The 18,436-nt window shown below is 45.8% G+C and carries 16 protein-coding genes; 4 read left to right on the top strand and 12 right to left on the bottom strand.

Annotated features, from left to right (window positions below):
- Window positions 1–28: 28 nt before the first annotated feature.
- Both H8K33_RS11985 and H8K33_RS20095 read left to right on the top strand, forming a co-directional pair.
- Window positions 29–781, top strand: coding sequence for an ABC transporter permease (locus tag H8K33_RS11985; protein ID WP_186891269.1), 753 nt, complete (start codon window positions 29–31; stop codon window positions 779–781).
- A complete protein-coding gene (locus tag H8K33_RS20095) occupies window positions 778–2,034 on the top strand; it encodes an ABC transporter ATP-binding protein (RefSeq protein ID WP_281387342.1) in 1,257 nt (418 codons plus the stop codon). The genes H8K33_RS11985 and H8K33_RS20095 overlap by 4 nt, the downstream gene beginning before the upstream one ends.
- 27 nt (window positions 2,035–2,061) lie before the next feature.
- Here H8K33_RS20095 and H8K33_RS11995 read toward each other — a convergent pair whose 3' ends face one another.
- From H8K33_RS11995 to H8K33_RS12025, 7 genes are all read right to left on the bottom strand, one after another.
- Window positions 2,062–3,168 (bottom strand): glycosyltransferase family 4 protein, encoded by a 1,107-nt coding sequence (locus H8K33_RS11995; RefSeq protein WP_186891270.1) that lies wholly within the window; start codon window positions 3,166–3,168, stop codon window positions 2,062–2,064.
- A gap of 93 nt (window positions 3,169–3,261) precedes the next feature.
- A complete protein-coding gene (locus tag H8K33_RS12000) occupies window positions 3,262–4,494 on the bottom strand; it encodes a glycosyltransferase family 4 protein (protein ID WP_186891271.1) in 1,233 nt (410 codons plus the stop codon).
- Window positions 4,491–5,468, bottom strand: coding sequence for a GDP-mannose 4,6-dehydratase (locus tag H8K33_RS12005; RefSeq protein WP_186891272.1), 978 nt, complete (start codon window positions 5,466–5,468; stop codon window positions 4,491–4,493). Before H8K33_RS12005 ends, H8K33_RS12000 begins: the two co-directional genes overlap by 4 nt.
- Window positions 5,452–6,489: a GDP-mannose 4,6-dehydratase gene (gene gmd / locus H8K33_RS12010; RefSeq protein ID WP_186891273.1), complete on the bottom strand. Its 1,038-nt coding sequence runs from the start codon at window positions 6,487–6,489 to the stop codon at window positions 5,452–5,454. The genes H8K33_RS12005 and gmd overlap by 17 nt, the downstream gene beginning before the upstream one ends.
- 206 nt (window positions 6,490–6,695) lie before the next feature.
- Window positions 6,696–7,370, bottom strand: coding sequence for an orotate phosphoribosyltransferase (gene pyrE / locus H8K33_RS12015; protein ID WP_186891274.1), 675 nt, complete (start codon window positions 7,368–7,370; stop codon window positions 6,696–6,698).
- Window positions 7,371–7,405: 35 nt separating this feature from the next.
- Entirely contained in the window at window positions 7,406–10,393 is a 2,988-nt protein-coding gene (locus H8K33_RS12020) for a glycosyltransferase (protein ID WP_186891275.1), read from the bottom strand.
- Window positions 10,394–10,414: 21 nt separating this feature from the next.
- A complete protein-coding gene (locus tag H8K33_RS12025; RefSeq protein ID WP_222613396.1) occupies window positions 10,415–10,951 on the bottom strand; it encodes a hypothetical protein in 537 nt (178 codons plus the stop codon).
- On the opposite strand from H8K33_RS12025, the gene H8K33_RS12030 reads away from it, so the two are divergent.
- A complete protein-coding gene (locus H8K33_RS12030) occupies window positions 10,938–11,708 on the top strand; it encodes an exodeoxyribonuclease III (RefSeq protein WP_186891277.1) in 771 nt (256 codons plus the stop codon). The two genes, H8K33_RS12025 and H8K33_RS12030, sit on opposite strands and share 14 nt — an antisense overlap.
- An 89-nt stretch (window positions 11,709–11,797) precedes the next feature.
- Here H8K33_RS12030 and H8K33_RS12035 read toward each other — a convergent pair whose 3' ends face one another.
- The 5 genes from H8K33_RS12035 to H8K33_RS12055 all read right to left on the bottom strand — a co-directional run bounded on the left by H8K33_RS12035 (window position 11,798) and on the right by H8K33_RS12055 (window position 17,166).
- Complete coding sequence (locus tag H8K33_RS12035) at window positions 11,798–12,724, bottom strand: M48 family metallopeptidase (RefSeq protein WP_246443556.1); 927 nt, start codon at window positions 12,722–12,724, stop codon at window positions 11,798–11,800.
- Between the two features lie 44 nt (window positions 12,725–12,768).
- Window positions 12,769–14,289: an MFS transporter gene (locus H8K33_RS12040; protein ID WP_186891279.1), complete on the bottom strand. Its 1,521-nt coding sequence runs from the start codon at window positions 14,287–14,289 to the stop codon at window positions 12,769–12,771.
- Window positions 14,289–14,897 carry a methionine biosynthesis protein MetW gene (metW, locus tag H8K33_RS12045; RefSeq protein WP_186891280.1) on the bottom strand — a complete coding sequence of 203 codons (609 nt, stop codon included), beginning with the start codon at window positions 14,895–14,897 and terminating at the stop codon, window positions 14,289–14,291. The genes H8K33_RS12040 and metW overlap by 1 nt, the downstream gene beginning before the upstream one ends.
- Window positions 14,894–16,021 carry a homoserine O-succinyltransferase MetX gene (metX, locus tag H8K33_RS12050; RefSeq protein ID WP_186891281.1) on the bottom strand — a complete coding sequence of 376 codons (1,128 nt, stop codon included), beginning with the start codon at window positions 16,019–16,021 and terminating at the stop codon, window positions 14,894–14,896. The genes metW and metX overlap by 4 nt, the downstream gene beginning before the upstream one ends.
- A 440-nt stretch (window positions 16,022–16,461) precedes the next feature.
- Window positions 16,462–17,166, bottom strand: a complete 705-nt coding sequence (locus H8K33_RS12055; RefSeq protein WP_186891282.1) for an ArsR/SmtB family transcription factor — start codon at window positions 17,164–17,166, stop codon at window positions 16,462–16,464.
- A 75-nt stretch (window positions 17,167–17,241) separates the two neighbouring features.
- Here H8K33_RS12055 and H8K33_RS12060 point away from each other — a divergent pair, with 75 nt between their 5' ends.
- Window positions 17,242–18,435, top strand: coding sequence for a cytochrome P450 (locus H8K33_RS12060; RefSeq protein WP_186891283.1), 1,194 nt, complete (start codon window positions 17,242–17,244; stop codon window positions 18,433–18,435).
- Window position 18,436 lies beyond the last annotated feature (1 nt).

The following is an 18,436-nucleotide window of genomic DNA, read 5'->3' on the forward strand; positions in this document are numbered from 1 at the left end:
AGCTTCTATCTGGGCGTTCCGGCATTTTATGCTGTCGTCTATTAAGGCCGAATTTCGAGGCCGTTTCGCACGTAGCAAATTAGGTGCACTATGGATGATATTAAATCCTCTGGCGCAGGCGACCATATTTGCGATTGTCTTATCTGAAGTGTTAGCAGCAAAATTACCGCATGTGGAAAGTAAATCGGCTTATGCGGTATATCTCATGGCAGGAACCGCGGCGTGGGGGTTGTTTGCGGAGATTGTTACCCGTTGCAGCACAGTGTTTATTGATTACGCCAATACGTTAAAGAAAATCGCATTTCCACGCATCTGCTTGCCTTTAATCGTTGGTGGCAGCGCATTACTCAATCATTGTCTATTACTGGTAGCAATTAGCTTCGTGTTTCTGTTTTTAGGCAACACACCAAATATGGCATGGCTAGCGTTACCAGTAGGAATGTTGCTCATCGTCTTATTCGCATTTGGTTTGGGCATCATTCTGGGTTTATTAAATGTGTTTTCACGCGATGTTGGTCAAGTGATGACCATCGTCATGCAGTTGTGGTTTTGGCTAACCCCAGTGGTATACACTGCGAACAGCTTACCAGAGCGCTTTCGTATTATCTTGGAATTGAACCCGATGTCTAGCCTTGTAAAAATTTACCAAGACGCATTATTGTTTGGCAAACTCCCGGCATGGGAATCTTTGCTGACACCACTAGCAATTGGTGGCGGATTATTTCTATTCGCATTCTGGATTTTCCGTCGCGCCAGCGCTGATTTGGTGGATGCATTATGAGTCTATCAAATCACACCGTTTTAAACATTGATCATGTTGGTAAATGCTATGCCAAATATCATGGAAACTTTTCACGCTTGCTTAATTGGATGGGATTAAGTGTTAAGCCAATCTATGAATATTGGGCAAACAAAGATATCAGCTTTACTGTGCAGGCGGGCCAAGCCGTCGCGATCATTGGTCAAAATGGCGCCGGTAAAAGTACCTTATTGAAAATGATTACGGGCACCGTACGTCCAACTCAAGGTTCCATTACTGTCAATGGCAGGATTAGCGCCATGCTGGAACTTGGGTTAGGTTTTAACCCTGAATTTACAGGGCGTCAGAACGCGTATATGGCGGGTGGCTTGATGGGTCTAAGCAATCAGGAGCTCAATGCCCTGATGCCTGAAATTGAAGATTTTGCAGAAATCGGTGACTTTTTCGATCAGGCTCTCCGTGTGTACTCTAGTGGTATGCAAGCACGTCTGGCGTTCGCTGTCGCTACTGCAGTTCGCCCCGATATCTTGATTGTAGATGAAATTTTGTCTGTCGGTGATAGCTATTTTCAGCACAAAAGTTTCGACCGTATTCGTCAATTTAAAGAACAGGGCACCTCAATTATTTTAGTCACACATGGCATGGGCGATGTACGCTCCTTATGCGATCATGTAGTCTTGATCGACAAAGGGCAAATGCTCAAACAAGGTGCGCCAGACGAAGTGGTAGATTTTTACAATGCATTGATAGCGCAAAAGGAAAATGAAAAACTTGCGATTGAACAAAGCAGGGACCAACAAGGTTGGTTAAAAACCCGATCAGGTTCTGGTACCGCCATCGTCAAACGCTTAACTTTACAAGATCAAATAAGTGGTGAGGAAGTTGCCGCAGCACAGGTTGGGCAAGCACTGCAATTAGTATGTGATGTCGAAGTTTTAGGCGCCATCCCCGAACTTGTTTTGGGCATGATGCTACGTGATAAACAAGGCAGTGTAATTTGGGGCAGCAACACCTGGCATACGGGTCAACTACAAACAAACTTAAATGCTGGAGACAGCTTGCGCTATGTATTGCCGTTTAATTGCAATCTTGGTCCGGGTTCCTACTCGGTAACCACCGCTTTAACGCGGGGCGAGTCACATTTGGATCAAAATTTTGAATGGTCAGACAATCTATTGGTGTTTGATGTGATCAATGTCGATAAAGCGATTTTCATCGGTAGTCAGTGGCTCGACACCACATTCTCAGTTGCACTAAATCGACAAGCTGATTGACATCTCATTACTATAGTTGTCACACAATTACAGTAATTTCTGATACAAAGCTTGATAGCTGAGTGCCATGCGTTGCGCGGTAAAACATTCCGTGTAACGTAGTGCTGCCTGCCGTCCCATCTCCTGTGCCAACAGAGGGTTTTCCAGAAGATATTGCATCGCCTCTCTAAACGCCTGCGGATCACTCGCTGGCACGACCAATCCTGTTAGTCGATCCAGATTAACATAGGAAGTGCCGGTTCCTATCTCGCACGAAATCATCGGTTTTCCAAACATAGCGGCTTCCAGCAAAGTAATTCCAAAAGCCTCAGAGCGCAAATGCGATGGAAATGCTAAACCATAGCAAAGCTGCATCAGGGCGACTTTATCTTCTTCCGGTAGAGCGCCAAGAAAATGCACGTTATCCAAGCCTAAGCGTTGTGCCTGTCTTTTTAATTCAAGTTCAACCGGACCATCACCTAAAATAACGATAGGAATTTCTGTGCCTGCCGCAGCTTCGAGTAAAACATGCAAACCTTTGTAATAACGCAGCACGCCAACGAACAAGAAAAATGGTTTCGGAAACTTGGCCTGCCATTTTGCCAACAATCCTTGATCAGGCGAAGGGTATATCGTCGAATCAAGGCCGTAAGTAATGACGTCAGTCTTTGCTTGATACTTGGCCAAGGTTGGGCTTGTCGCCAAATAATTTGGTGAAGTGGCAACAATACGATCAACGCTGTTCAAAAACTTATTCTGCAGCGGTTGATATAGCTTTAAAAGGTATTTTTGCCGGACGATGTCTGAGTGATAGGTGACTACGCTAGGCTTATCGATCTGGCAGGCAAAATGTGCCAAATCCATAAACGGCCAAGGAAAGTGGTAGTGAACGACATCTGCGGTTGCAGCAAGTTGTTTAAAACGCGCAAACGCTGACCAAGAAAATCCCGTCGAAGCGATTTCAATATTTAGAGGAACACGATGGACAGCATGTCCTTCAAATTCGAGCTCCAAATTATTGGAATCACGCGTCAAGGTCAAAACCTCGGCCTGAATACCTAGGCGAATTGAACCCGTCACCATTTGCCGGATAACTTGTTCTACACCACCAAAACTATCGGGATAGTAGGTGCGATAAAAATGGAGTACCTTCATTGTTGGGTATTTCTTTAACTATTTTTTGCGCATTCACTTTTACAGACTATCACTGTTAATCGGATACAGGCGATTAACATCCCCATTACCAATTCAATTCGATGACACTATTTGGTAAGCTGCCACCGTGTTATGCACGCAAGCATCCCAAGTTAATTCAGCAGCGCGTTGCATACCTCTTGCAATTGCTTCTGAACGCCACTGTTCATCTTCTAAGCCACGCACCAACGCGCTCTGAATTTCATTGACATCCGCTGGATTCACCAACAAAGCGGCTCCACCAGCAACTTCGGGCATCGAAGAAGTATTTGAGGTCAATACTGGGACACCACTAGCCATCGCCTCCGCGATCGGCAACCCAAAACCCTCATACCAAGACGGATAAGTAAACAAACGGCAACCTGCATACAAATACGGCAGCGCATTTTGCTCAACAAAACCAAGATATTTCAACCACCCTTCAGCCGCTCCCTGCAAAATAGCTATATGAATAGCTTCACTTTCCCACCCGCGACCACCGGCTAATACTAAAGGCCAGCGCTGACGTACAGAAAGTGGCAATGCACGATAAGCGGCTAATAAATTTTGCAAATTTTTGCGCGGCTCTATCGTCGATACAAACAAAGAATAACCATTCGCGCTCAAAGAAAATTTGTTCAGATATGGCTGCAATTCAATGGCACTGCGAGGAAAATAAATCTGATCGACGCCAAGTAAAACCGTTTTCAACTTATGTTCTGGCAAATTAAATTGCTGAATCAATTCAAGCCGAATCGCCTCTGAGTCTGTCAGGATCAAGCTCGCTCTTTGTATCGAATCTGGTATTGTCGCCAACATCCGCTCAACTCGTGCTTTTGGATGCCATTGAGGATAACGATAAATCGATAAATCATGAATCGTCAACACAGTTGGTAAATGCGTTTTTGGAACAAAATAGTTCGGTCCGTGAAAGATTCCTTCCTTCACTTTATTTAACTGCCTCCCAACTAATTCAGGCATGAACTTGCTATAAGCCCTCGACACAATAGGAAGCTGTCCAAGATGGTGACGCAACTTGGCGGGAATACTTTCGATACGTTGACGTATCCGTTTTTTGTAATTTAGTGGAACGGGGGCAGACGAAGAATGAGAAGCAATTTGATGCTGTGACGCGCTGCCGGTGTCGTCAACCTCAATTGTCGGCAATTCGACCCAGCGGCCATCCGAAATAAACCGCATACTCTCTACTGCAGGATGTGATGGAGCCCGAGTTGCCAATTCCCATACATAACGACCAATGCCGGCAAGAGGTGGATGTATTGCCTCTGTCGAGAGGATGATTTTCAAGCGGCAGCCTCAATTGCCATCGCGCGTAAATTTACAGTCGATGCAATCCCTAATGAGCAGGGCGATTCTTCGCTCAACATCCACTGCAATGTTTGCTGCAACTCAATTGTCGGTAGATCCCCAATGCATTCTCGTAATTTGTTTGGATCCCCTACCAAAATCCGCACTTCATTGGCTCGCACAAATGCCGGATTAACCTGCACCTGAATCTGATATCCAGCAATGTCTTCAACCAATTGAATCACTTCACGCAACGTGTATGCCTTGCCGGTACAAATATTAAAAGTCTCTCCAGCCGGTGCTTTGAGTAATAACTCACAGTATGCTTTAGCGATCGTTCTAACATCAGAAAAATCACGAGCAACATCTAGATTACCTAATTCAATCTGGGTCGCTTTGCGTTTGAAATGACTGATAATTTTCGGTAACAAGAAATTATCAGCCTGACCGACGCCCGTGTAATTAAATGGGCGGGTGATGAAAATCGGCAATTTATCCATCCATAATCGTGCCACGTGTTCCATGGCCAATTTACTTACAGCATAATCATTTGCTGGTTTTGGTGCCTCGTTTTCTGCTATCACACCAGCATTAGAATTACCGTAAATATTTGCACTGCTGGCAACCAGCACAGCGCGTGGCGACACCTTCAAATTACTCAAGGCCACCAATAAATTCCTGGTGCCGACGACATTAATACGATAAATATCTTCCACATTACCATGCCCCACAAATGAAATCGCCGCCAAATGGGCGACGATTTCAGGCTGGACTTGATTCACAACCTCTTGCAAAGCAAGAGGATCGCAAAGATCAACATAATACACACCTTGGCCCAAGGCTTCATTACCGAACGCTGTACCAAATACGTCATATCCACAGGCACTCAGTTCGCGCGCCAAATACTCGCCGGTAAAACCGCGTAAGCCAGTAATCAGTGCGCGAGGTCGCGGATGTTTAGAAGGAGTGGCCATGCGTATTTCGCTGTATATCCGCTGCAACCATCATCTGGCACAACTGTTCTAATGTGGTTTTTGGTTCCCAACCCAATACATCTTTTGCTTTTTGTGGATTACCAATCAACAATTCAACTTCGGCTGGGCGATAAAATTTTGGGTTCACTTTCACGACAAGCTGTTTTGATGCGAAACAGCGCGCAGTCTCATTTTCTGCACTACCCTCCCACTCCAATTGAATATCCGCCGCTTTGAATGCCATCGTGACGAAATCGCGCACTGTTTCGGTACGATTAGTTGCCAACACAAATGTATCAGGCTCATCCGCTTGCAGCATACGCCACATGCCCTCTACATATTCTTTCGCAAAACCCCAATCGCGCTTCGCATCCATATTGCCTAACTCCAGGCAATCAAGCTTACCTAGTTTAATCTTGGCGACTGAATCAGTAATTTTACGTGTCACAAATTCACGCCCACGCAACGGTGACTCGTGATTAAATAAGATACCACTACACGCAAAAATACCATACGATTCACGATAATTAATTGTCATCCAGTGGGCATATAATTTTGCAACACCATAAGGACTACGCGGATAGAAAGGCGTGGATTCCACTTGCGGCACGGCCTGTACTTTCCCAAACATCTCTGAAGTCGATGCTTGATAAAAACGAATCTTTGGATTTACAACACGTATTGCTTCCAATAAATTCAGCGCACCTAATCCTGTAATTTCTGCCGTTGTTACAGGCTGCTCAAAAGATACGCCAACGAAACTCTGTGCTGCAAGGTTGTAGACTTCACTGACCCCAGATGATTGGATCAAACGTATGCTCGACGACAAATCCGTCAAATCATATTCGACTAAATGCAACTGCGGATGTTTTTCTATCCCTAACTCTTCTATGCGCCAAAAGTTCACCGAACTGGTACGACGATAGGTACCATACACGGTATACCCTTTTTCCAGCAACAACTGCGCCAAGTAAGCGCCATCTTGTCCTGTAATACCAGTAACTAATGCTTTCTTATTCATTCAATAAAACCTTACACGCTCGCGACAATTAACTTTGACAGATTGAATCTGATATACAGCATGGTTTCACGATGTAGTAACAGACTCTGTGACTTATGTCACACTTTAACAGTATACCTTCTACATCTCGTATTTGCCGTGAATATTTGTCATCTAAATGTATGTATTTGTCCGTACTTCAGCGGATCAAAACGTCAAAAAACCATTTACTTATTGGCTACAACCCCATAACGCTGGCGATAATCGGCTACAGCGTCTTTATATTGCGTCATTGCGACATCGGCATTTTCCGCGGATAAACAGGTGAATAAATCATTAAGATTAGCAATTGCTAAAACCGGAATACCATAGCTCTGACTAACTTCTTGCACCGCTGAATTAGCAGACAATGCGTCATCAGCACCAACCCGTTCCATACGATCAAGCGCAATTAATACTGCTGCTGGTTCGGCACCTGCTGCACGAATCAACTCTACTGACTCTCGCACCGATGTTCCCGCCGAAATCACATCATCAATAATCACAATACGGCCAGCCAATTTTGCGCCAACGATAGTACCACCCTCACCGTGATCTTTCGCTTCTTTACGATTATAGGCAAATGGCACGTTTCGACCTTTATTTGCTAGCGCAACCGCAGTTGCCGACGCCAACGTAATTCCTTTATAAGCAGGACCAAATAGCATGTCGAATTCCACGCCGGAATCGAGCAAAGTTTGCGCATAAAAATTCGCAACCTTACCTAAATTGGCGCCGTCATTAAATAACCCTGCGTTGAAAAAATACGGTGAAGTACGTCCAGCTTTAGTAACAAATTCACCAAAGCGGATGACTTGGGCATCAACGGCAAAACGAATAAACTCTTCAGTTAAAGCTGACACTATAGTTTCCTTTCAATCTATCTGAGTATTGATAATCAAATCTGAAAAAGACCGAGCAACTGCGTCATTGCCGGACTATAGATACCAGAGGCATCCAAGGCAGACTGATCGGATAGAACAATTACACCTTGATATTTGCACAAGTCTGAAAATTGGATGTGATTTTGCTTATTATTAATCGCCGCAAGCAAAAAATCACCCGCCTCCAACTTCACAAGATCATCTTCCAAACTTGCTGCGCGCAAACCAAAATTGCGCCACGCCCATCTCCATGCATAACGCAAACCAGTTAGACTAAGGCGGACGAATTCGAAACGCCAGTTTGTCTCTTGCAATAACAGTTTTTCAACCAGCAACTGAGTCTCCTGATCGAGGTCAAACGCGTCCGTATCGGAAGCCGTCACCAACACATACACCACTGATAAAGATATACGTTTTTTATTCTGAGCTAAGGCGCTCGCGGTATCCGTAATATCTTGCGCTTCAAGAATAGGCTCATCGATTTCAGCAATATTTCTTACAGTGATATGCATTAAAGCATTGGCATTTTTTTTAGCTTGCCCCTCGATGGCTTCCCAATAGCGCATCGCAATTTGAGCTGGCTGCCTTGTTTCCGCAATATACGCGTAACCAGCACTACGCAAACGTAGTCGCAAATGCTGGTCAGAGAGAATCAGCTCCAATGCATTTTGTAGTTCTTGCACTGTAAATTGATCTTCCAATCCCCATGCCAATCCTTCTGGTATCTCAGCCATCGTACCATGTTGGTTATAAATTAATGGCAAGCCATACGCCATGCAATCAATCACTGTACCTGAGGTTTCTCCACGCGACTGCGTTCTTAATTGTACTGCTGTATCAGCAGCTTGTAAGTAGGTGCGATAAAGTCCAATATCCGCAAAACCAGTAATTTTAATTCTCTGAGGGAATCGGCTCGCATTCACCAGCGCCTGAAATTCCCTGCCATAGTTAGCTTCGTCGTTTTGACCAACAAAAATCAAAAAACAATTCTCTCTTCGTGATAGATCACTAGCATTCCACGCCGCCAACAATTCCTTATTCAATTTGCTAGGGCCTAACATTCCAAAACTGCAGACCAAAAAGCTATCGTCTTCTAAACCTAAACGCTGACGAGCCTGTTCCTTGTCGATACGCTGTGGCAGCTCCCGCAAATGCGGAATAATTTTCCATTGGTCGGCGACTTGGCTTCCTTGCCATTGTTTGGCTAAAGTACACGAGTATTCAGAATGCACAATGACGCCATCCGCAGCATGTGTCAACGCGGGGCTACAAGGAAATTGGCGAATCAAATCTGGATGTTTTACCTCGTCACGCTGCGCTAATAAAGCTTGATATCCATGTGCTTTATAGAGCATCTTTGTCCAGATTCCAGCCGCCATGCCATTCATTTCTGCATACGCAAGCGCATCGCCTAGAAAAAAATCATGCAAAACTATCGTGCCTGGAATTTTCTCAAACAGATCATACATGTACAAATGTGCTGGCGAATTCCCGAAGTGATAAATTACACGATCAAACTTAGTGCGATATTGTACAAACCAATCGGCATCTTTAATTGGGAAGCCAGCCCGCAACCAAGCATTATCCACTTGATCTTGTGACACGATAAGAGTGAGATCATAATATTCAGCCAGCGCTGGAATTAATTCTGCACTGTAATCGGCGATCCCTGAAGGCAATGCGGGTAATGGCGAAACATAAGCACAACGCAATTTTGTAATCGGAGGATCAATTGGGCTCCCACTCAAAAAAATTCGCTGCGGATCTTGCCTTCTCGCATGCAAATCCTCTAATGCAGCAATCGCTTTCTTCCCAGATGCGTCCCAAGAAAAATGTTTAGAACGTTGTACGCCATGTTCACTTAAAAATCTTAAAAATTCCGGATTACTTAATGCTTGTGCCATCTTATTTGTGATAGACGACCTATCACGCGGATCAAATAAAGCATCGTCACAAGCCAGCACTTCTGGCAAGCTACTGCAATTGGCCGCGATCACCGGTGCACCACAAGACATCGCCTCTAATGCTGGAAGTCCGAACCCCTCATGCCATGAAGGAAACACAAATAATTTGCACTCCTGATAGAGCAAAGGTAAATCGTGATCAGGAACAAACCCAGTTAAAATGAGATCTTGTTCTGTCAGTCCATGTTGGCGTGCCAGCTTCATTAAGCGCTGGCGGTCATCCGCTCGCACGCTACATACGATAGCTAATTGATGTTGCTGTCGTATCTCGCTAGGAAGCGCCGCATAGGCAATGATCAGACCATCAATATTCTTGCGTAAATCAATTCCCCCTGTGTACATCACGTAAGGTTTTGATAAGCCATATCGTTGGCGCATTGCCAACATGCTGGCATCACTAATATGACTTTTATTTCTTGCTTGAAATTGCGCATCCACCGCCGAAGATATGTTGACCACTTTCTCAGGTACCAAATGCAAAAATTCAATACCTTCCTGACGTGATGCTTCGGAAATCGCCAGTAGTAAGTCCGCGCGTTTAGCGCTCAACAATTTTCGATAGTACCAATTTTTAAACGGCACATTAGTTAAATATTGGTTTTCATAAACCAGCGGAATGAGGTCATATAAAGTGACAGCCGTTGGCAAATGATTGCCGTTCACGCCGATACTTGTAACAGCATCATCGCCCGAACCCTCAAACAAACTACTGACATGAACCATGTCTGGACGCAATTCTGCCAATGCTTGTTCACGTACGAATTCAGCAGCTCGACAACGCCACATATTTCCAGGTAATATTTCAGCAACTGGTTTAGCCGCCTGCCAAACATGAATATTCTTCACTGGAACATCATGCGCAAAGGCTTCGCGCAAATTGGCAACAGTTTCAGGAAACAAACCACTCAACAGCAGGTGGCAATCATGCTCACCCGCATTTGCTAACATCGCCTTTGCCAACGAAAGCGAATAACGACCTATGCCTCGGTCGCGACTCCCAGTTGATTGGCAAGCTTGTAAATCTATTAATAGGCGCATAAGGTTCGGTATTTTATTTTTTTATCTCTTATTTTGAAGAGCGGCTTCCAACTCAGACAAAATCTGCATAGAAGCGTCTGACATACTATCCGCACGCTTCGATGCCACACGCTCGTTTACAAGTCTATGCTTAAACTGAGGTTCCACTGACTCAAAACTAAAAACATGCCCACGTATCCGTTTTCTTATCCCCGGAAAATAATCTAATACATACTTAGCCGAAATGACGATCCATTGATACCGAGTCAAAAAGCGTAAGACGCGAATCATTGATTTTTTTGGTGAGCCAATCGAATACATACAGAATTTCAGTCCTGCCATAAGCAAGCGTAGAGGGGCTGTCATCCGCCAAGAAGTGCTACGATAAACGGCGTCGAGCTCTTCTCGCAATTTCTGTTCGCTCATAGAAACAAAGGTAGTAAAAGTGTGAGGGCAGTAGTATAAACGATGAACCGACAATATCTTAATGAAAAGCGAGGATAAGCCAACTTCTGTTATTCTTCGATTACATTCTTCACCGCTTTCAACAAAAATAGAATCAACTATGACAAAAATCATCTCCGCCAATCTAAACGGCGTGCGCTCTGCAGCGAAAAAAGGCTTTTTTGATTGGATGAAAAAAGAGTCCCCTGACTTTCTTTGCGTTCAAGAACTGAAAGCGCAACAAGCAGATATGACCGAAGAGTTTCTGCAGCCGCACGGCTATCATGGTCATTTTCACTATGCCGAAAAGAAGGGATATTCTGGTGCTGGGGTGTATAGCAAGAAAAAACCTGATGCGGTTCATATTGGGTTTGGTAGTCCAGAATTTGATGCTGAAGGGCGCTATGTGCGCTGTGATTTCGGAGACTTATCTGTTATTTCTGTCTATTGCCCGTCTGGATCATCCTCTCCGGAACGGCAAGAAGCGAAATTCCGTTTTATGGGGGAATTTGCGCCGCATTTGAAAGACTTAATCAATGCTGGCAGAGAACTGGTCATCTGTGGCGATTGGAATATCGCACACAAAGAAATCGATCTAAAAAATTGGAAAAGCAACCAAAAGAACTCTGGCTTCTTGCCAGAAGAACGCGCTTGGATGACGCAACTTTTTGAAGAAATGGGCTGGGTTGATGTATATCGTCGTCTACATCCTGATACCACTGGCGATGCCTACACATGGTGGAGCAATCGCGGTCAAGCTTGGGCTAACAATGTAGGTTGGCGTATTGACTATCATGTGGCAACACCGGGCATTGCATCCAAGGCGAAGTCCGCAGCTATTTATAAAGAAGAACGTTTTAGTGATCACGCTCCATTAATCATCGACTATTAAACGCGATTAAGTTCCATATTAAGTTCTCTATAAAAAAAGCTTGGTGAACTGAGGTTCTCCAAGCTTTTTTTATTGAAAGACGCATCCGATTAATTCACATCGGGGATGCCTTTGACATTACTGCGATAGGGCGGCAACTTCGCAAGGTTGGCACCTTTAGCACGAGCATATAAAGGCATTACTTCAGGAAAATGTTTACGAATTTCTTTGATACGGTCTTCTCCGGCTGGGTGCGTAGATAGCCACTTCGGTGGTGCTTTTTGATTCACCAAGCCCATCTTCTGCCATAAGGTCACGCCAGCACGTGGATCAAATCCTGAACGTGCTGCTAAGTCCATACCGACGATGTCACCTTCCGTTTCGTCCTCGCGAGAAAATTTCAGCATGGCGAAATTACCTGCGGTACCTGCCATTCCGGCAACCATATTGCTGTCATAGCCTTTCGATTCAGCAAAAATACCGAGCAATTTTGCCACGCCACTCATCGCCATCGATTTGCCTGCGCGCTCAGCGCCATGTTCACGCAATGCGTGGGCGATTTCGTGTCCCATGATCATCGCAACTTCATCGTCCGTCAGTTTGAGTGTATCGAGGATGCCGGTATAAAAGGCGATTTTCCCGCCCGGCATGCAATACGCATTGATCTGCGGGGATGCAATCAAATTTACTTCCCATTTCCACTCTTTAGCGCGCGGGTTCCACGGCAAGGCAAATGGGATCATTTTCTTTGCGATCGCACGTAGGCGTATGACTTGCGGATGATTGTCTGGTGCTAGCTCACGCTTTTGCTGTGCCGTCTGCATTGTTTGCGTATATTGTTGGGCAGCTTGTTGATCTAAAGCGCCACCCAGATTACCCAGCTTACGCATCATCGACATTTTTCCAACATTGACGCCTTCTTGAGGTGCGCTGGTTTGCGCCATCAGCGGTAGGCTATAAGTCAAACTTACAGCAAGCAACAAAGGAATAGACAAAGATTTCATAGCAAAATGATGATGTTTAAGTCTTTTCATCATAACACTCTCCATTTTTTCTGACTGCAAAGTATTGTGAATTTAAATCACGCGGACTCTTTAGCCGTCGATGAGGCGGGAGCAACCGCGACCGCATTGGCTAATACTTGCTTGATCCACGGCAGCATTAGATACGCTGGAAACGCGAGCACAAAGGTTAGCAAGAAGTAAGATGTATAACCCATTTCTTGCGCGCCGACACCGCCAGCCCATCCTGCAATGGAACGCGAGAAAGCGAAAATGGATGACAAAATTGCGTACTCCGTCGTCGCTTTCGATTTATCAACAATCGCCATCATGAACGCTAAGAACGCACCCGTGCCCAAGCCCTGCGTCAAGGACTCAATCGCACTCGCACTGTACATAATCGCCTGATGTGACAGCGCAATTTCCGTACCCTGCGCGACTTGCGGAATCGTCATTGCAGCGATTACATAACCTAAATTAGAAAAAGCCTGCGTTAATCCCAGCAACCACAAGCCCTTGTAAATACCAACACGATCCGTATACCAACCACCGAGCACGCCGCCCGCAATTGATAATGCCAAACCTAAATTGACAGAGATCATACCAATCTGCGTATTCGTAAATCCGCTATCCACCCAGAACGGCTTGATCATAAAACCAATTGATGAATCGGCTAACTTGAAGATCAAAATAAAACAAATAATCACAAACGCGTGTTTGCGGTTTAGTAGCGAAATCAAAGCGCCGAATACGGGGCCATTTTGCAGCGACTCCCAATGCGTGGCCGAGATACGCTGAAAACCATAGCGGAAGATAAATGCCGCTAGCAAAATCAAGGCAACTGGGATCGACTTAAACCACCAAGTCTTCTTCAATAAAGCAATGGATTCAATGCTAAGCGCGTTAAAGATTGGCCATAGCAAGGCCAAAATAAACATCGCAATCGACAACATCAACGCGGGGCTTTCAGTCAGAAAACCAAATTCCTGATTGGTGCTCACTTTGCTCGAACTCTCAATGCGTGCGTCTTCTTTTGGTGCCGACAAACTCAGTACCGCCATCCCGACAAAAATCGCAGCAGACAACCAATAAGTCGCGTTCCAACCTGCATAATCCGAGAACCACAACAAGGCGCCAGCGGTCAGCATACCGACTCGGTAAAAACCGATTCGGAAGCCATTCGCCAAGCCGTATTCCTGCTTGTCCAAGCGTTCTATCGTGTAGCCATCAATCGCAATATCGTTGGTCGCGGACAAAACTGTGAACACGCCAATTGCCACCCAAACACCAGAACCAAATCCAGCGTTGTAGGCGAAGTACATCATCACCAGCCCCATGCCAATATCGACCGCAGCCATCCAATAACGATGTCGACGCGTGTAGTCAATAACCGGTGCCCATAAAAACTTCAGGGACCAAGCCAAGCCTAATAAACTCAATAAACCAATCTTAGATAATTCGACGCCCTGCTGCCGGAAATACACCGGAAATAAATCGTAAAACAAACCCAAAGGAAAGCCTTCTGAAAAATACAAAAGGCTTACCCAAAACAGTTTGGAACGTAATAAATGCGATTTCGCAGCAGGTTCGATTTGACTCATTATGCAGACTTCTTGCGTAAACGGAAAACCGCAAGACTACCACGCAAATTCGGTAACCAGTGTATCTGTTTGCCTTCGTGGAGTGCGACACATTCCATTACTTCTAAACCGACATCGTCAGCCAAATCGGCAAAATCATAAATCGTGGCGCAACGTACGTTCGGCGTGTCGTACCACTCGAATGGTAAGGATTTCGAGACTGGCATCTTGCCGCGCAATAAAGCGGTACGGTGTGGCCAATAGCCAAAATTGGGGAAAGAGACAATCGCTTCGCTACCAACCCGGGCGATATCTCGCAATAAAGGTTCGACATGCTTCATCATCTGTAAGGATGACAAACACAAGACCGTATCAAATGCATGTTCGGCGAAGATGCTCAAGCCGTTTTCCATATCTTGTTGAATCACATTGATGCCGCGCTTCGCACACTCCAACACTTTATCGTCAGCGATTTCAATGCCATAACCCGTACATTCCTTAGCGGTTTGCAGATAATCGAGCATGACACCATCACCGCAGCCCACATCTAACACATGCGCCTGTGGCTGAATCCAGTCTGCAATAAAAGCGAGATCTGGCCGCAACAACTTTAATTCTTGAACGTTCATGCGAACTCCTGCGCGATACGGTTGTAATAAGCAGCGACAAAATCCAGATAGCGCGCATCATCCAATAAAAAGGCATCATGCCCATGTGGCGCGTCGATTTCGGCGTAACTCACGGTGCGCTTGTTATCGACGAGTGCTTTGACAATCTCGCGGCTGCGCTCCGGTGAAAAACGCCAGTCGGTCGTGAAGGATGCGAGTAAGAATTGTGCTTTCGTAACCGCCAAAGCCTTGCTCAAATCGCCACCATGCTGACGTGCTGGATCGAAGTAATCGAGTGCTTTGGTAATGAGCAGATAGGTATTGGCGTCGAAATAATCCGAGAATTTGTCGCCTTGATAGCGTAGATACGATTCAATTTCAAACTCGACGCCATAACCAAACTGGTAGTCAGCAGTTTTTAATTCGCGCCCGAATTTTTCAGCCATATCATCGTTCGACAGGTAGGTAATATGACCGATCATACGGGCAACACGTAGGCCATTTTTTGGCACGACTTTATGGGCATAAAAGTCACCGCCATGGAAATCGGGATCGGTCAAAATCGCCTGACGTGCGACATCATTAAACGCAATATTTTGCGTGGAGAGTTTGGGTGTCGATGCAATCACCACGCAATGACGCAGGCGCTCAGGAAATAAAATACTCCAAGCTAAAGCCTGCATACCGCCAAGCGAGCCACCCATCACTGCGGCAAATTGGGTAATACCCATTTCGTCAGCGACACGCGCTTGCGCCCGCACCCAATCTTCTACTGTCACAACCGGAAAATCCGCGCCATACTGCTTGCCAGTCGCTGGATTGATGTGCATAGGACCAGTAGAACCAAAACACGAGCCTAAGTTATTGATCCCAATGACAAAAAACTTATTCGTATCGAGCGGCTTGCCCGGCCCCACCATGTTGTCCCACCAACCAATATTTTTGGGTTGATCGGCATAATAACCAGCGACATGATGTGAGGCGTTTAAGGCATGACAGACCAACACCGCATTCGATTTATCAGCATTCAATGTGCCGTAAGTTTCCACCATCAAGGTGTAATCGGCGATACTCGCGCCGCTTTGCAAAGGCAAAGCTTCGGTGAAGCGATACGCTTGTGGCGTGACGATTCCAACGGATGACATAAGCTATTCCCTAGAGACCAAACTGGTCTCAACTTTAAAAAACATATTTTAGAACTTATGCAAAATTGCGCTGACTAGGCACGGAGCCGAGGACAGTACAATTGCTTGGCCTGCCCCTGCGAAGGCAGGGGGCGAGGCGAACAAAACGACGTCAGCGTCTGTTTTGCGTAAGTTCTAATTTAAAAAGGGGCTAAAAGGTGGGCTGAATGAAGGGAGGTACTGCGGCATTCAAGCTCGCTTTAGCCGTATTTATTTGCTCAAATATCTATTTAGATAATTAAACCGCGCCCGCAAGCTGATTTCAAATCGGCGCAATGTGCGAAGGATAACCAAGTTAACGCCGTAGGTCAAATTGCCTGACCTGCAACGAAAAGGCTTACTGTGCACTTTTTTATGTGAACGACGACGTCATTTTCTGCCATATTTTCCACAATAGGCAGTCAAGTTTGAGGAACAACATCGAACAACTTCTTTAGCTGACGCTTGCCTTTACTGGTAAGACTCAGCGCGCGGCCTTCCAGATCTGCTTCGAACCACTGCTGCTGCATGGCGTATCGCAACAACAACGCGCCTAGTGCCCCACCCAAGTGAGGTTTGCGCTCACTCCAATCCAAACAGGCGCAAGCCTTTTTGCGACGCGATTTATCAATGTTCGACAAATTCCATCCAAGTTCAGAAAACACGACATGACCTTGCTCGCTGATTGCATATTTTGTGCTGTCTTCTGCATCAATCAGTAACCAAGCTTTCCGCAACATTGCATCATGTATACCGACTGCAATTTCACCAGCTAAATGGTCGTAACAAGTGCGTGCCTGGCGCAATCGTTGCGGTGTCGTTGGCGAAAACTTTGGCGTGGGAATGGCTGCGATATGGAGCAGCGCCTCTATAGCCGCCGCCACTTGCTCACCAGCCAATTGATAATAACGATGCTTACCTTGCGCGAGGACTTGCACCAATTCCTGATCGCGCAACTTACTCAAATGCGTACTCGCTGTTGAGGCAGTCACTTCCGCGATCGCCGCCAATTCAGTACTGGTTCGGGCGCGCCCATCCATCAAAGCACACAACATGCGCGCACGTGCCGGCTCGGCAATAGCAGCGGCAATTTCGGCAAGACGGGTATCGGCAAAATGTACAGACATAGTTTGATGGTAAGCGAATTGTTATTGCTAGACAAGTCCTATACTGGAACTATTCAAGTCAGCAAATATACTCTTATGCCAACAATAACAAACCCACTAACTCTGGCTAGTCATGCCAATCCGTATCCACATTATCGAGCGCTACGAGACTTAGCCGCATTAGGTTACGACCCTGAACTCCAACTTTGGATCGCTAGTAGTGCTGAAGTAGTGCAAGCGATACTGAGCTCTGAGGTCTTTGTGGTGCGACCACCTGCTGAAAAAATTCCTTCGAATATTCGATCGGGAAATGCTGCGGAAGTTTTTGGGTACTTAGTTCGCATGAACGAAGGCGTCCAACATCACATCCCAAAACAGGTGTTACTTACTTCCTTGCGCAGCATCAATTTCAGCCAGCATCAAAGCGCAGCGAAAGAATTATTCCAAGGTCTTGCTGGTAATTTTCCATTGCAATCGAGTGCCCACATCAATGCATGGCAAATGGCGTTTCCTGTCAGTCTTGTGGCACATCTCTGTGGTTTCTCGGATGATGACTTGGCGCAAGTTGTCGATTGGACGCATGATTTCGTTTCGTGTTTGTCTCCGCTTAGCACAAACGAACAGATTCAAAATGCACATGCCGCCGCGCGTGAACTGCAAACATGCTTTATGGAATTGTTGCAAACGTCGACAGCGTCGCCACTGAGTTTTTTAGCGGGCTTGCAAGCGGAAGCAGGGACAAAAGGCTGGCACAACAGCGATGCTACTATCGCCAATCTGATCGGCCTACTATCGCAAACTTATGAGGCCACAGCTGGTTTAATCGGCAATAGCATCGTCAATTTACATACGCAGCCGCAACTTCGCGAGCAACTTGTGGCCCAGCCAGAACGCATCACAGATTTCATCGCTGAAGTCGTGCGTTACGATCCACCAGTACAAAATACCCGCCGCTTTGTGACACAGGATATCGAAATCGCTGGTCAGCATTTGCGTGCAGGCGAGGCTGTTTTACTGCTGTTAGCTGCTGCCAATCGCGATCCACAGGTAAACCAAGATCCAGAGACTTTTCAACTACAAAGAGATGACAGATGCAGCTTCACTTTCAGCCACGCGCGACATCAATGTCCGGGACAGGCGTTAGCGTTTTCAATGACGGCACTTGCGCTGTCGCATGTGATTTCGCATAGCACAGCAGAACAATGGCAAGGATTAGAATGGCAGTACCGCCCTTCACTCAATGGGCGCATACCTTTGTTTCGCGAAGCATACATACCTGAAGGGAAATAAT

The sequence above is a fragment of the Affinundibacterium amnicola genome, from assembly GCF_014284275.1.
GTDB lineage: Bacteria > Pseudomonadota > Gammaproteobacteria > Burkholderiales > Burkholderiaceae_D > Undibacterium > Undibacterium amnicola.

Coding starts and splice junctions, on each gene's coding strand:
- H8K33_RS11985 (WP_186891269.1), top strand. CDS start 29: ATGCTGTCGTCTATTAAGGCCGAATTTCGAGGCCGTTTCGCACGTAGC.
- H8K33_RS20095 (WP_281387342.1), top strand. CDS start 778: ATGAGTCTATCAAATCACACCGTTTTAAACATTGATCATGTTGGTAAA.
- H8K33_RS11995 (WP_186891270.1), bottom strand. CDS start 3,168: ATGAAGGTACTCCATTTTTATCGCACCTACTATCCCGATAGTTTTGGT.
- H8K33_RS12005 (WP_186891272.1), bottom strand. CDS start 5,468: ATGGCCACTCCTTCTAAACATCCGCGACCTCGCGCACTGATTACTGGC.
- gmd (WP_186891273.1), bottom strand. CDS start 6,489: ATGAATAAGAAAGCATTAGTTACTGGTATTACAGGACAAGATGGCGCT.
- H8K33_RS12020 (WP_186891275.1), bottom strand. CDS start 10,393: ATGCGCCTATTAATAGATTTACAAGCTTGCCAATCAACTGGGAGTCGC.
- H8K33_RS12030 (WP_186891277.1), top strand. CDS start 10,938: ATGACAAAAATCATCTCCGCCAATCTAAACGGCGTGCGCTCTGCAGCG.
- H8K33_RS12025 (WP_222613396.1), bottom strand. CDS start 10,951: ATGATTTTTGTCATAGTTGATTCTATTTTTGTTGAAAGCGGTGAAGAA.
- H8K33_RS12035 (WP_246443556.1), bottom strand. CDS start 12,724: ATGATGAAAAGACTTAAACATCATCATTTTGCTATGAAATCTTTGTCT.
- H8K33_RS12040 (WP_186891279.1), bottom strand. CDS start 14,289: ATGAGTCAAATCGAACCTGCTGCGAAATCGCATTTATTACGTTCCAAA.
- metW (WP_186891280.1), bottom strand. CDS start 14,897: ATGAACGTTCAAGAATTAAAGTTGTTGCGGCCAGATCTCGCTTTTATT.
- metX (WP_186891281.1), bottom strand. CDS start 16,021: ATGTCATCCGTTGGAATCGTCACGCCACAAGCGTATCGCTTCACCGAA.
- H8K33_RS12055 (WP_186891282.1), bottom strand. CDS start 17,166: ATGTCTGTACATTTTGCCGATACCCGTCTTGCCGAAATTGCCGCTGCT.
- H8K33_RS12060 (WP_186891283.1), top strand. CDS start 17,242: ATGCCAACAATAACAAACCCACTAACTCTGGCTAGTCATGCCAATCCG.